We start from the raw sequence: 13,305 nt of genomic DNA, 5'->3' as shown, positions 1-13,305 counted from the left end.
CGACCAGCGTCTTCACATCCGGCACCTTCACACCGGCGGAGCGCTTCGGCGGCTCGACGACTTTCAGCGTCTTCAGGCGCGGCGTCACATCAACACCGAGGTCTTCCGGCTTGATGACTTCCAGCGGCTTCTTCTTCGCCTTCATGATGTTCGGCAATGTGACGTAGCGCGGCTCGTTCAGGCGCAGGTCGGTGGTGATCACGGCCGGCAGGCTCAGCGACAGCGTTTCCGCGCCACCGTCGACTTCGCGCGACACCGTAGCCTTGCCGTCAGCGACGACAACCTTCGAGGCAAACGTAGCTTGCGGCAGGTTCGCCAGTGCAGCCAGCATCTGGCCGGTCTGGTTCGAATCGTCGTCGATGGCCTGCTTGCCGAGGATCACCAGCTGCGGCTGTTCCTTGTCGACCAGCGCCTTGAGCAGCTTGGCGACGGCCAGCGGCTGCAGGTCTTCGCCCGACTCGATCAGGATCGCGCGGTCCGCGCCGATTGCCAGCGCCGTGCGCAGCGTTTCCTGCGCTTGCTTGACACCCGCCGACACGGCGATCACTTCGGTCGCCACGCCTGCTTCGCGCAGACGCACGGCTTCTTCAACCGCGATTTCGTCGAACGGATTCATCGACATTTTCACGTTCGCGATGTCGACGCCCGTGCCGTCCGATTTGACCCGGACTTTCACGTTGTAGTCGACGACCCGCTTGACTGCCACCAATATCTTCAAAGCACTCTCCTTCACAAAATCCAGCCGTCAAGTCAATCGGTATCCTAATGATAAATCGGATATTTCGATCGCAAGATCGCATGCGGTATCGCCTCGAACGGCATAAAAAATTCAGTGTTCCGCAGAGCAACTTCCACAGCCGAAGTTACTAGCTCCGCGGATGGCTCACCTGTTCCAGCAAATCTGACCTGTCGCCCAATTCGCGATCTTCGGCAGTTAAAGAAAAATTCTTGAGATCACGGCCTCGCGTTTCTGGAAGGAACGTCAAGGCAAGCAGCGCACAGAAATAGCCAATGAAGCAGAACAGGCCAATTGAACTCACCAAACCGATGTGCTCAGCGACAACGCCAACAAGCGCGACGCTCAGCGCCCCCAGAGATTTCCCGACGTTGTATGAGAACCCCATACAGGTGGTTCGGATTGCAGTGGGGAACAGCTCCGACAACATAGGCCCAACACCCGCAAACGCGCCGTTCACGGCCACGCCAACAGGAAGCCCCAGCATTGCCAGCATTCGTGGGTCCATCGGAATGAACAGATAGCACGCAGTCAAGGACGCCGCAAAGAGGCAATATGTCATTGCTGTGAATCGACGCCCAAGCTGGTCGTTAAGATAGGCGAAGCTTACCTGGCCGATAAACGAACCCGCGCTCATCATCAATGCCATGACCGCGACCGTCGATCCCGGCAGATGACGAACTTGAACCAGCATGGTGGGCAACCAGATTGCTATGGCAAAACTGCTTGCCTGAAGGCCAGTGACCAGAAGCGCGGCAAGTAAGCTTGCGCGTCGGACGTCTCGTCGTAAAGCCGAGCGCCATGTCGCGACAATTACACCGCTCGTCTCCTCCTGCATTTTTCTGAACAACTCCGGCTCGGGAATATATCGCCGGATCAACAGCACAACGAGTGCGGGAATCACACCGATCCAGAACGCCGAGCGCCACGCGATCCAGGTCGGAAGATACGCCAACAGAACCCCTGTAATAACGGAGGCAAGTGCCCAGCCAACGGAGAATCCGCTCTGAACCAGACCCAGCGCTTTTCCGCGGTGAACGGGGTTGATTACCTCCGCCATCAAAGCAGCGCCAACCGCCCACTCTGCGCCGAACCCCAAACCTTGTAAGGCGCGCACTACCAACAACTGACCGTACGAGTTCGTCAGCCCAGCAACAATACTGAACCCTGTAAACCAGATTATCGACCACGTTAAAACACGCACTCGCCCGTGGCGGTCGCTCAAGATCCCTGAGACCCAACCACCCACCGCTGCGGCCAGCAGTGAAGACGTTGCAATCAAACCTGCTTCAGATTTCGAGAAATGCCACGTTGCCATCAGCGTAGGCAACAGGAAAGCCAGAATCTGGTTGTCAAAGCTATCCAGGGTCCATCCGCAAAAGCACCCCCAGAAAGTTCGCCGCTCCACTGACGTGGCGGCTCGGTACCAATCAAACATTCGCATCTTTGACTCCTCCATGGAAGGCGCATTAGATACTGCTTTGATAGTTCACCTTCGTATGCGTGTCCCCAACTGACGTCACCCTCGTTTCTCCTGAACGGCCATCCATTTCGTATTCCGTCGAGGACAAACGCCACGATGAAACTTTTTTTTCCTCCCGCTTCCCATGTCGTCAAAAAACCCCTATCGGACATCAGTCGTCCGTTTGGACTCCAGGGCCGCATAAGGCTATCGCGCTGATCTCTACTTGCGCTCCGTAGTGAAGTCGTGCACACGGCACTACGGTGCGAGCGGGCGCCGGGTCGCCAATAAACTCTCGGTAAAGATCGTTCACGCGCGGCCAGTTTTCGATGTCGGAGACGTAAATCTGCACGCTCAAAAGCCTCTGCACAGTCGTTCCTGCGGCCACCAGCACTTCGCGCAGATTCGAAAGAGCCTGAAGAACCTGCGCGTCCAGTCCCTCAGGGAGGACAGCACTACCGTCCACCGTTAAGGGCAACTGACCTGAAACGAAGACAAACCCGTTTGCTCTGGTTGCCTGCGAGTAGTGCCCCCTCGGCAAAGGCGCTTTTTTCGTAAGAATATGTTCTATCAAAATTTCACCACTTCAATAGTTATACGAAACAAATATTCTTCGCCTGATCTCACCTGAAACCTGAATCTGGTTACCGCGGTCGCCCAGCGTCAACCAGCAGCCGTTCCGCATTCAGATGACAAATCCGTTCGCGATCACTATGGGGCAAACGATCGATGACCGGCGTTGAGCGCTTGCCTTCTGGATCGCCGATATCGAACGGGTAATCGCTACCGAAGACGACGCGATCCGAACCCATGGTCTGAATGACGAACCGGTTGCTGTCTTCGCTCAGGGCACAGGTGTCGTAGTAGAGTCGGTCGAGATAGGCGCTCGGCTTCTGGGAAATATGTTGACGGAAATAGGGATCAGCTTCCCATCCAGTTGCCTCGTACGCAGAATCCAGTCGACCGCGGAGAAACACCAGGTTACCGCCGCCGTGCGCCAGAACCAGCTTGAGTGCGGGGTGGCGCTCGAGAACACCATTGAAAATCATGCGTGTAATCGCCAGCGTCGTCTCGAAGGGCCAGCCCACGAGAACGTGGACGCCATACATGCCGAAACGATCCGAGAGCGCCGCGGAAGTCGGGTGCATGAATACAATCAGACCGAGTCGTTCGATTGCAGCGAAGAGCCCCGCGAACTCAGGATCGTCGAGCGGCTTGCCGCCGGCAGTACTCGGCATGATGACGCCGCGGAATCCCTGTTCGTGCACGGCATATTCGAGTTCCGCGACCGCACGCTCAGGTTCGCCCAACGCCAAAGCAGCCAACGGCTCCATTCGCCCTTCTGACTCAGCTGCGGTTTCCAGCGCTGCCTTGTTCAGTGCCCGAACCAGTTCAACGCCGGAGGCGCCGCCAGGCCACGCCAACATGAACGGTGGCGGCCCAAAGAGTTGAAGTCCGACATCACGACGCTTGAGGCTTTCAAGCCGATGCTCCAAATCAAAGAGGTGCGGATCCAAGGTACTCTTTCGATCGTCGCCGGCACGCCGGATGATATAGAGACCCTCACTGTCACGCTCGGACCGAAGTCCCGCCACCGGCGACTTCGCCAGGTCGGCAATGAAACGTTCATTGAGCGCGTGTGCGTGCAAATCGATAATCATGTACTGCTCCTCCAGGTTGAGTCGTAGTTCTCAGGCTCCGACCGTTGTTTGATGATCATTCCGCCAGCTCGCGCCTTCGACGGACCAATTTGTCAGGTCGGTGCCAATACACGCCAAAATGGCTCGAAATTCGTATCGCGCTTTTCGGTGAAAGCATCGAGACCTTCCTGCCATTCGGCACGCGGGACGTCGGTAACGGATTGCTGCACTCGTGCCCAGTCATATTCGGCATGCCCATGCAGGTGCCTTTTCGCGGCAGAAATAGCACCCGGCGGCGCCTTTGAGACAATCTCGTGCGCCCACGAAACCGCCTTTTCAATCACTGACTCGCGCGGAACAACCGCATTGACCAGACCTCGGGAAACACCTTCGTCGCTGGTAAGTCGCCGGCCCGACAAAATCAGTTCGAGGGCAACTCTGGAACCCACCATGCGCTGAAGGAGTGCCAGGCCGGTATTCGGAATTACCCCCCGGGAGACCTCCGGCAAAGCGAACCACGCGGCCTCCGCAGCGACCACCAGATCGCACGACAGCGAAAGTTCAAACCCGCCTCCCAAAGCCCCTCCCTGAACGGCTGCGATAACAATGCGCGGCTCTTCCACCAACCGCTTGAACAGCAATGCAGGGTCCGTCAGAGGGTCGGTGCGCTCCATCCAACCGTCTTTCAGGTCGTCGATGTTCGCTCCCGCACAAAACGTGGGCCCATTCGACGCGATCACAATCGCGCGCGCCGCCGCGGCGGTGCTGAGTTCCAATGCGTTGAAGGCTTCACTCACGATCTGCCGCGACAGTGCATTACGGCGATCCGGATCATTAAGTGTGATGACGGCAACATCGCCGCGCATCTCGAACAACACTTTCGAAAAATTCGTGGACATATCTTTACCTCGAAAATCCGGCACCGGCCGGCTCGTCTTCTGCGTCCAACAGACCCTCAAGCAGGAAGGCTCGAATCGCCTCCGGAATTGGAGCCGGCTCACCGCGCTCCGTATCAAGAAGGACGCAGGTCGCCAGTGCAAACACCAGGCATTCAGATCCGATGAACAGGCCCTGCACCAACTGGAACGAAGTACGTCCTATCTTGAGAGTCGCGGACCCAATCTCGATAGCCCCAGGAAAGTAAAGCTCCTTGAGAAAGTCGATTGATAGATGAGCGACAACTACGTTCCTGCCGGTCATCGACGCCTTCAGCGAATCACGCGCCAGAATCTCCATCCGTGCCGATTCGAGAAACGTCGAGATCGCGGCATTGTTGATATGCCGAAACTGATCGGTATCCGCGTTCCTCAGCTTTTCCTGGGTCCAGAAACGGCATGCATCCCGATGCAGCGAACGCTTTCGAGCCAATAGCTCAGACCGTCCCAACGCCGACGAACCGGGAGATGACATCAGGTTTGCTCCTCGTGCATATGCTTCGTCGCCTCATGTTCGATCCGCAAGTAGAGCGTCTCCGCCATGGGTTGGCGCATCTCTTCCAGGATGTGTCCCACCAGTCCGACTGCTCTTGCGGCGACCGCGAGACCGCGGCAGATCTTCCATGTAATCCCCATCTCAGAGGCGACGGCGGCCATCGCCCCAGTCACGTTCAATGGAAGGGGACGTCCTGCCTGACGCGTGGCTTCCTTGCCGATCGCGTCCATCAGTTCAACGTAGGGTCCGTAATATCCCGTTTCCCTTGCGACCTCGAACAACGCGACACTCCGCGGATCGATAGGCTTGTGGAAAGGGTGGCCGATTCCCGGGATGATTTCCTTGCGGCTGCGGTAGCTGGTGACAATCTCAACCGCCTTCGCCTTCGGATCGGCCAGTGACGTATTGGCGGGGATCGCCTCCTGGAGAAGTTTGGCCGCATTGTCGAGCGAACCCACGAACACGGAACCCAGTCCCAGCAGCCCCGCAGCGACTGCAGCCTGAACCGATTCTGGAGCGCCGCAATACGTAAACCGTGTCGCGAGGGACGATGGCGTGATTCCATGTTCAACGAGAATGACCATCATTGCGTTGAACATCCGCAGCTCACGGGCGTCCGGTAGACGACCGAACAATTGCAGGAATGTCATCTGTCCAAAATCGATTTTTCCCACGATCTCGTTACACAGATCGAGCCCGTGAACTACGACCTTGGACGGATTCGCCCACGCGATATCGGACTTCACTTGTGCGTCTTTCATTGTCTCGGATCCTTCTTCTTGCCAGCTTCGATCAAAGGGATAACGCAACTGCAGCCATTTCGCGCAGCTTTGTCTTCAGAATCTTCACGCCGTTGGGACCAGGTTTTTCCGGAAACTCATCGACGAAGACAATGCGCTTCGGGACTTTGTAGTTCGCTATGCCGGCCTTGCAGTAAGCGAGCAGGTCAGCTTCGGAGAGATCCGCAGCAGTTGCTCGAACGAATGCAACCGCGACGTCTCCTACCCCAGGTCTCCGGACGCCGACCACTTGCGCGCCGCTTATCCCCTCGTGCCGGGTTAGAAACTGCTCGATCTCCGATGGATCGACAAGGTAACCACTAAGGCGCAAACCATCGTTCAGTCGTGCCAGATAGATAAACCCTTCGACAGTCCGCTGCACGAGGTCCCCAGTCCTGAACCAGCCATCGGACGTGAAGGCGGTCGCCGTCGCAGCCTCGTTGTGCAAATAGCCGGTCATGACGTTGTAACCCGAGATTTGCAACTCACCTTTCTGACCATCATCAACTTCGAGGCCAGTGTCGACATCAATTACACGCAACCGAATCTCGGGCGACACCGGCAATCCGCCACCGAGGGCGCGTACTCGAGAATCCTCATGGGGATAGCGTGTCGCGGTGATGGCCAGGCATTCGGACATTCCATACAGGCCAGTGAACAGTAAGTTCAGGTTCTGCTCCGCCTTTTTACAGATCGCCGGTCCAAGGCCAGCAAATTCGGTGAACCCGCCGCGCCGCCATGAGGCTAACGAGTATTCCGTCGTATTGAGGATTCGGTCGAACAGTCCGTCCGAGCCGAAGCTATGAGTCACGCCGTGCCGCTCTATCGCCCGGGCGGCGTCCTCGCCTTTAAATACAGGCAACAAGACACACGCTGCGCCCGCTGCGATCGCCGCCATCGCCTGCACAAAACCCAACACGCCATACAGCGGCAATGCGCAAAGCATCACGTCGCCCGCACGAACATCCAGCGCACGCGAGACGTTTTGCGCATGTTTTGCAATTCCCTCCTGGCTATGCAAGGCGAGCTTCGGGTTGCCTGTCGTTCCAGAAGTACTGAACGTGATGAACGGGAGCTGGAGGGGCGCCGCCGGCACAAGACCAGTTTTCGAAATCCCGTGACGGATAAACCCGGCATCGATATCGACGTTCAGAACATATTCGAGAGCCGGGTTGTCTGATTTGAGCGTGTCCGCCGCGGCCTGATAGTCATAGTCAAGAAACCTGGCCGGGACGACCAGCCCTTTCGCGCGGCTCTGCTGAATCACATAGTTTGCTTCCGCAACTTTGTAGCGGGTGCTCACCGGTACGACAATCACGCCGATCGCAGCCGCCGCAAAGAGTAGCTGCAACCAGGCAGGACTGTCCGGTAGCCACACAGCGAGCACATCACCTTGTTTAAAGCCGGATGCCAACAGCTTGTTGCCGGCATCGCCGGCCGCCGCAGCGAGCTCGCCGCGGCTGAAAGACAATTCGCCGAAGTGACAGGCAGGGAGTTCGGGGGCGTGCGTCAACATATCCCGAAACGCCCGGATCGATCCATACGCTTCGGATTGTCCATCGCGTTGCAGGAATGAATTCGACGCCTGTGCGAGGGGCGACGAGTCCGAAGGGGAAGAGCTGTGCAGCATAACGACCTTTCGATTTGTGCTTAAACGGATAGCGCATTGCGCGCAATTTGCAGACGCTGCATTTCGGAGGTTCCCTCTCCAATACGAAATGCTCGCGCGTCGCGGTAAAAGCGCTCAATAGGAAGCTCGCACATGTATCCCATGCCGCCGAATATCTGCAGAGCCCGGTCCGCGACACGACAACCCATTTCGCTTGCATACAACTTGGCTCGCGCGGTAGCGATGCGCGCCTCCGGGACGTCGGCCTCGACGAGTTCGGCCGCGCGTTGGATCAGAAGCCGCGCGGCTTCAATCTCGACATCGTTGTCTGCGACCATGAATTGAATCGCCTGATGATTCGCGAGTTGCGTGCCGAAGGCCGAGCGCTCCTTCGCGTAGTCGCACGACATTGAGTGGGCACGTCCCGCGAGACTGGTCGACCGGCACGCGGAAAGAATCCGGTCGTGATTGATCGAATCCATCATGCTCATGAAGCCGTCACCTGGTTCGCCGAGGACGTCGGCGTCCGGCACAAAACAGTTCTCCAAAGAGAAGCCGTTGAGGTGGTAACCGCGCCAACCCATTTTTTTATATCGGGTCATGCCGACGATACCCGGGTTGTCGCGCTCGACAATGAACGTCGTCAGCTTGCGCTTGAGCGATGCGTTGGTATCCGTCACTGCAAGCACGATGATGTAGTTCGACGTTTCCGCATGGGAAATGAAGTGCTTGCTGCCATTCAGCAACCATCCGCCAGCGGTTTTCTCAGCACGCGTGCGCAGATTGCTCAGGTCCGAACCCGCGTTAGGTTCGGTCAAGGCATACGTAACGATCTTTTTGCCGGACAGAACATCTGGCAGGAGGCGAGCGCGCTGCTCGGCGTTACATCTGCTGAGGGAAAGCGGAAGGTGGCCGAAGACTTCGCTCAAGGGAACGGACGTGTAGGTCATCTCCTCGAGGATCGCCAGCTTTGCGGCAGCGCTGAGACCAGGGCCTCCGATCGACTCAGGCAGGTTGAAACCATACAGTCCGAGCGCAGCTATTTCGGAGCGCAGTTGCGCGAGCAGTGCTTCGTCGACATCGTCCGCTGCTTCGATTTGCTCTTCCAACGGGACTAGACGCGAGCGCACGAACCTGCGCGTCGTCGCCCGAAGCATTTCAATTTCTTCACTGTTCATGCGATCCTCACGAGTCATTTCGAAAACGATTTCGAATGAAGATACTCTGCCGGATCGCAACTTTCAAGACGTGTCAAAATAAAATCGAAATCGTTTTCGAAATCTAACGAAATGCCCGCTGCGGTGCCGCAACGTCAAATCCCAAGCGGCACAAGCCTCTACGGAGAGGCATATCTGCCGGGTGTCGATTTCAACAACGCGTCCGTTTCAGGGTAAACACTGATCGGACAGATCAGCCCGTCAACTCGGCGACCGCGCGACGCAAGTCCGAAATCGTTTTTGCGGCGGCAACGCTTCGTCAATCTTGCGAACGACCGTTTGCCGTAGAATCACAAAAATCGTTTTCGATGCGCGTCAATCGTGGCGTGCCCGTGGGAAGGCAGGAATGAACATTCAAGAACTGGCGGCGCACTTACAACTCTCCGTCAGCACCGTATCAAAAGCTATCAACGGCAAGTCCGACGTCAATGCAAAGACTCGCCAGCGTGTCCTCGATGCCGCCGCGCAGTTTGGGTTCTCGGCTGACGCCGCGGCGAGGAGGCTTCGCACGCAAACGTCCGATCTGATCGCGTTCGTGCTGTCAGCGCCTCAGGCGCATTTCGCCCATCCATTCTTTCTAAACATGTTAATGGGCATCGACGAAAATCTTGAGCATTCACGCTATCAACTGGTCGTTTCATCGGCGAGAAGTGCCGAGCATGAAATGCAAGTGCTCAAGCGTCTGGTAGAAGTGCAAAAAGTGGATGGCGTGCTCTTCGGCCGCACGCTTCGCCAGGACCCCCGGATTGCATATCTGCTGGAACGCAAAGTGCCATTTGTGGCTTTCGGCCGCAGTGAAACGCCGGGAGAGTTTGCATATCTGGACATAGATCACACCGTGGTCGGACGTGAGGGTTGCGCGCGGTGCGTGACGCTCGGGCATCGCCGGATTGGTCTCGTGAATGCGCCGAACACCCTGATGTTCAGTCACCACCAAAGACTAGGATATGAGGGGGCGCTTCGTGCCGCTAGCATTCCATTTGACGAAACGCTGTACATCGAAGCAGATATGACAGAGGAAGGGGGACTCGCAGCCGCGCGGCAAATGCTGGAGGCCGATGACCCGCCCACAGCAATCATTAGCGGACACGATCTGGTGGCGGTCGGCATCTATCGGGCGATCACTGAGCGTGGCCTGGTCCCTGGCCGTGACATAGCCGTGATCGGGGGAGACGACCACCCTTTCGGCACCCTGCTGTCTCCCGCGTTGACGACCTTTTCCGCGGAAACTCTGAAGGCGGGAAAGCGAATGTCCGAGATGCTACTTGCGCAGCTGGACGGCACTCCGGTCAATGAACTTCAGGAGGTGTGGTCTCCTGATTTTATTCCGCGCTCTTCTGACGGTTCGCCGCGGTTGTCGACTGAAAAAAGGGGCCGTGCTGCGGCGCGAAGATAGCGTCCGGGTCGCCTCGTCATGCCCCCTGCCGTCAATTGTCGGATTGATGGCCACCGACCGCGCGCGCCACATGCGCCAGCAGATTGTCGACATCCTCAATCGTGGTAGAGAAGGATGTCACGAACCGGACAACGTTTTGCTCCCAACGATCGTGATAGAACCCCAACCCCGCCTGAAGCAGCGATTGAATGGCCGGGGAAGGCAATCGGCAAAAGAGGATGTTAGCCTCGGTTGCGCCTAGAACCTCAACGCCGCTCAACCCTGCAAGCCCCCGGCTCAGGTGCTGCGCGGCGCTGTTGGCCTGGCGTGCGTTGCGCAACCGGGCGCTGAACCCCGTGCTCTGCCGGCGACTGCGCGGCTTAGGTCCTGTAGGACGACGGCGCGACGCCGTATGCCTGCCGGAAAGCGCGGTTGAAGTGGCTTTGATCGTAGAACCCGACTTCCTGAGCAACTGTTGCGATCGCTTGCGAGCTTCGCGACAAAAGCGCACAAGCGCGCTCGAGACGAAGACGCAGCAGCCACGCGTGGGGTGTCATCCCGATGGTCTGCCTGAATTGCTTGAGGAACTGGAACCTGCCGAGTGAGCACAACGCGGCCAGTTCATCGAGCGTGATCTTGTCGCTGAGATGACTGAAGCAGTAGTCCTTGACGCGTTCCCACTGAATACGCGAGAGCGAGCCCGGCACCGTTTCAGGCACGATCGCGCGCGCTTGACTCAACAGGCATTCCAGCAACGTGAGCCATTCCGTCTGCATCTCAAGACCACTCGCGGCGCTGCGCCGTCGCATCGCATCGTGCAGTCGAAGAAGATGGCCCGCGAGCAACGGGTCCTCAAGCAAGGCTCCGGCGAATTCCGGCTCGCGATGATGGCCGCTGATCTCTTCCGCCACGCTTGCGACGAGTTCGCGCGAAAGGCGGAATGTCTTGAGCGTGGATTGGCTGCCATCATCCACGACTCCATCGTGAATCTCGCCTGGTGGCATCAGAACGACAGTCCCGGGTGCGTGCATTACGGTCTTTCCGTTAACTCGCTGACGCTGAACCCCGTCCGTCACCAGCCCGACGTGGAAATCGAGGTGAAAATGGCGGTCGAAACTGAAATCCGCAAAGTGTGCGGTACTCAGCACCAGGCCGGGTATCTCGGACACTTGTTGGAACTGGACATTTTCAGTCATTGAACAGGGAGCGATGGCACGTGTTGGCGGACGTCAGTAAAGCATAACGCTGCCGAAATCGAGCGGCTTCGCGTTCAGTCACCGATCGCTTGCGCATCTTGCCCCGTGTCCGCCTGCTCACGCATCAGCAGGAGCAGCGCGATAAGCACAAGCACTATCGTCAAGCCAACGAAAAGCAACGTCGCGCGTTGAATGTCGGCGAGTTGCACGGCGATGCCAAGGCCGATCACAGGTAGTGAGATCGCCACATAAAGCACGACGAAAAAACTGGACGTGACTTCCGCTCGTCTGTGCGCCGGCGCGGCGGACGCGATCTCGCCCAACCCGGCGCGGAAGCTGATGCCCTGCCCGATTCCTGCCAGGGCGGTGCCGAGCAAAAGCGCGCCGAGCGAGCGCTCCGGCACGCACAAACCAACACATATCAGTCCCACGACGAGTCCAACGCAGCCAGCCGCTTGCCTCCATCGGGCAGCAATGACCGTCTGCACGATTTGCCCGAGTGCGGAGCACGCGAACAGCAGGAACACGATCGCGCCGGTCACGATGCCGCTGTGAAAGCCGAGTACGACCCGAATCAGTTGCGGGGCGACAGCCGCAAAGAAGCCCACCACGACGAAACCGGCAAAGCCCGCCAGCGCGGCAGGAATAAACGCACGGCGTACCTCGGCAGGAAGCGAAATTTTCTGGATGCCGAGCTTCACGCGCGCAGGAATCGTAGCGGTCTCCGGCACGCCAAGAACGACTAGCGCGGCGACGCCCACCAACGCGAGATGCGCCGCATAGGGCAAGCGCGTTGGCCAGGGGAATAGTTCGACCAGGATGCCGCTTAGCAAAGGACCACAACCCAGCCCGAGCATATTGGACGCCGTAGCCGCGAGCATGGCTTTGCCGCGCCACGCAGGCGGCGCGAGTTCGATCACAGCGACGGTGGCAGTTCCTGTGAAGATGCCGGCGGAGATTCCCGACAGCAGGCGGCCGAGCATCAGAAGCGCCAACCCGTCGCTGAGCAGGAACATCAGCGCTGACGCAGCCGACGCAAACAGTCCGGCCAGTAGCATGCGACGACGGCCGAGCTGATCGGACCAGTTGCCGACCAGTAGCAGTGCACCCAGTACCCCGATTGCATACGAGGCATAGATCACCGTGATGATGGTCGGTGTAAAACCATACTGCAGTTGGTAGTACCGATAAATTGCTGTCGGTAGCGTTGTACCCATCATGTTGATCGCGAACGCCAACGCGACAGCCAGAAATGCGATCGGGGATTGCGGTGTGACAGAAGCTGCTTTCATGAAACGTCCCAACGGTTGCTCGAAGACTGCGCGCAATTATGGGCAATTTCTCACGGCCTTGCTGGCGGCTCGACAGTGGCGCTTAGCTTCGGCCTCACATCACGACGGATGCGCTAAGCGATCGGCACATCACGCGGACGCAGGTGATCGGCCCGCTTTTCGCCGTGGTCGAATTCGCGCCTCGCCAATTCCATTTCGCTCATGTGGACTTCGACCCAATCCCATATCCCGCAGATCTTGTCGAGCAGGCTCCGCCCCAATGGCGTCAGCTGATAGTCGACCCGCGGCGGGATCACCGGATGCACGTAGCGCGTAACGAGGCCGTCACGCTCGAGCTGCCGCAATGTCTTGGTGAGCATTTTCTGGCTCACGCCCTCCACCACTTCGCGCAGCCGCGAAAAACGCATCTCGCCGTGCGTACCGAGCGCGTCGATGACGAGGATCGTCCACTTGTCCGCGATCTGCTCGATGATGTTCCGCGCCAGGTCATCGGTTTTTTTTTGCGGATTGTCGTGCGCGTAAGCGCCGTCGTAGCAATTAGTTTCCATGGGGAAAGTATGAAACCGTC

The 13,305-nt window shown here is 58.1% G+C and carries 14 protein-coding genes; 1 reads left to right on the top strand and 13 read right to left on the bottom strand.

The window, feature by feature from the left end; all coding sequences use genetic code 11:
* The 9 genes from M0D68_RS05950 to M0D68_RS05910 all read right to left on the bottom strand — a co-directional run.
* Positions 1 to 718 (bottom strand): electron transfer flavoprotein subunit beta/FixA family protein (locus tag M0D68_RS05950; protein WP_266223940.1); only part of this gene is annotated, 718 nt, incomplete at its 3' end.
* Between the two features lie 148 nt (positions 719 to 866).
* On the bottom strand, positions 867 to 2,222 hold the full coding sequence (locus tag M0D68_RS05945) for an MFS transporter (RefSeq protein ID WP_266223987.1): 1,356 nt from the start codon (positions 2,220 to 2,222) through the stop codon (positions 867 to 869).
* Between the two features lie 148 nt (positions 2,223 to 2,370).
* Positions 2,371 to 2,775, bottom strand: coding sequence for a RidA family protein (locus M0D68_RS05940; protein WP_200652509.1), 405 nt, complete (start codon positions 2,773 to 2,775; stop codon positions 2,371 to 2,373).
* A gap of 67 nt (positions 2,776 to 2,842) precedes the next feature.
* Positions 2,843 to 3,859, bottom strand: coding sequence for an amidohydrolase family protein (locus tag M0D68_RS05935; RefSeq protein ID WP_200652502.1), 1,017 nt, complete (start codon positions 3,857 to 3,859; stop codon positions 2,843 to 2,845).
* Between the two features lie 92 nt (positions 3,860 to 3,951).
* Entirely contained in the window at positions 3,952 to 4,737 is a 786-nt protein-coding gene (locus M0D68_RS05930) for an enoyl-CoA hydratase/isomerase family protein (protein ID WP_200652501.1), read from the bottom strand.
* Positions 4,738 to 4,741: 4 nt separating this feature from the next.
* On the bottom strand, positions 4,742 to 5,248 hold the full coding sequence (locus tag M0D68_RS05925) for a thioesterase family protein (RefSeq protein WP_200652500.1): 507 nt from the start codon (positions 5,246 to 5,248) through the stop codon (positions 4,742 to 4,744).
* Positions 5,248 to 6,030, bottom strand: coding sequence for a citryl-CoA lyase (locus tag M0D68_RS05920; protein WP_200652499.1), 783 nt, complete (start codon positions 6,028 to 6,030; stop codon positions 5,248 to 5,250). The genes M0D68_RS05925 and M0D68_RS05920 overlap by 1 nt, the downstream gene beginning before the upstream one ends.
* A gap of 31 nt (positions 6,031 to 6,061) precedes the next feature.
* On the bottom strand, positions 6,062 to 7,678 hold the full coding sequence (locus M0D68_RS05915; protein WP_234487818.1) for an AMP-binding protein: 1,617 nt from the start codon (positions 7,676 to 7,678) through the stop codon (positions 6,062 to 6,064).
* 20 nt (positions 7,679 to 7,698) lie between these two features.
* Positions 7,699 to 8,835: an acyl-CoA dehydrogenase family protein gene (locus M0D68_RS05910; protein ID WP_234487817.1), complete on the bottom strand. Its 1,137-nt coding sequence runs from the start codon at positions 8,833 to 8,835 to the stop codon at positions 7,699 to 7,701.
* A gap of 385 nt (positions 8,836 to 9,220) precedes the next feature.
* Between M0D68_RS05910 and M0D68_RS05905 the strand changes: the two genes are divergently transcribed.
* On the top strand, positions 9,221 to 10,270 hold the full coding sequence (locus M0D68_RS05905) for a substrate-binding domain-containing protein (protein ID WP_200652497.1): 1,050 nt from the start codon (positions 9,221 to 9,223) through the stop codon (positions 10,268 to 10,270).
* Between the two features lie 31 nt (positions 10,271 to 10,301).
* Here the strand turns inward: M0D68_RS05905 and M0D68_RS05900 are convergent, their stop codons facing one another.
* The 4 genes from M0D68_RS05900 to M0D68_RS05885 form a co-directional block, all read right to left on the bottom strand.
* Complete coding sequence (locus M0D68_RS05900) at positions 10,302 to 10,589, bottom strand: hypothetical protein (protein WP_234487816.1); 288 nt, start codon at positions 10,587 to 10,589, stop codon at positions 10,302 to 10,304.
* Between the two features lie 40 nt (positions 10,590 to 10,629).
* Positions 10,630 to 11,445 carry an AraC family transcriptional regulator gene (locus M0D68_RS05895; RefSeq protein ID WP_266223939.1) on the bottom strand — a complete coding sequence of 272 codons (816 nt, stop codon included), beginning with the start codon at positions 11,443 to 11,445 and terminating at the stop codon, positions 10,630 to 10,632.
* Between the two features lie 74 nt (positions 11,446 to 11,519).
* Complete coding sequence (locus M0D68_RS05890) at positions 11,520 to 12,737, bottom strand: MFS transporter (protein WP_200652495.1); 1,218 nt, start codon at positions 12,735 to 12,737, stop codon at positions 11,520 to 11,522.
* A 113-nt stretch (positions 12,738 to 12,850) separates the two neighbouring features.
* Positions 12,851 to 13,285 (bottom strand): helix-turn-helix domain-containing protein, encoded by a 435-nt coding sequence (locus M0D68_RS05885; protein ID WP_200652494.1) that lies wholly within the window; start codon positions 13,283 to 13,285, stop codon positions 12,851 to 12,853.
* Positions 13,286 to 13,305 lie beyond the last annotated feature (20 nt).

The sequence above is a fragment of the Paraburkholderia sp. SEWSISQ10-3 4 genome (assembly GCF_030464785.1).
Taxonomy (GTDB): Bacteria; Pseudomonadota; Gammaproteobacteria; order Burkholderiales; family Burkholderiaceae; genus Paraburkholderia; species Paraburkholderia aspalathi.
The sequence above is the reverse complement of the archived record's forward strand: the minus strand, read 5'-3'. Positions and strand labels throughout refer to the sequence as shown.

Excerpts from the sequence above, each read along its gene's own strand:
- M0D68_RS05935 (WP_200652502.1), bottom strand. The coding sequence starts at position 3,859 with ATGATTATCGATTTGCACGCACACGCGCTCAATGAACGTTTCATTGCC.
- M0D68_RS05930 (WP_200652501.1), bottom strand. The coding sequence starts at position 4,737 with ATGTCCACGAATTTTTCGAAAGTGTTGTTCGAGATGCGCGGCGATGTT.
- M0D68_RS05925 (WP_200652500.1), bottom strand. The coding sequence starts at position 5,248 with ATGTCATCTCCCGGTTCGTCGGCGTTGGGACGGTCTGAGCTATTGGCT.
- M0D68_RS05920 (WP_200652499.1), bottom strand. The coding sequence starts at position 6,030 with ATGAAAGACGCACAAGTGAAGTCCGATATCGCGTGGGCGAATCCGTCC.
- M0D68_RS05915 (WP_234487818.1), bottom strand. The coding sequence starts at position 7,678 with ATGCTGCACAGCTCTTCCCCTTCGGACTCGTCGCCCCTCGCACAGGCG.
- M0D68_RS05910 (WP_234487817.1), bottom strand. The coding sequence starts at position 8,835 with ATGAACAGTGAAGAAATTGAAATGCTTCGGGCGACGACGCGCAGGTTC.
- M0D68_RS05905 (WP_200652497.1), top strand. The coding sequence starts at position 9,221 with ATGAACATTCAAGAACTGGCGGCGCACTTACAACTCTCCGTCAGCACC.
- M0D68_RS05895 (WP_266223939.1), bottom strand. The coding sequence starts at position 11,445 with ATGACTGAAAATGTCCAGTTCCAACAAGTGTCCGAGATACCCGGCCTG.
- M0D68_RS05890 (WP_200652495.1), bottom strand. The coding sequence starts at position 12,737 with ATGAAAGCAGCTTCTGTCACACCGCAATCCCCGATCGCATTTCTGGCT.
- M0D68_RS05885 (WP_200652494.1), bottom strand. The coding sequence starts at position 13,285 with ATGGAAACTAATTGCTACGACGGCGCTTACGCGCACGACAATCCGCAA.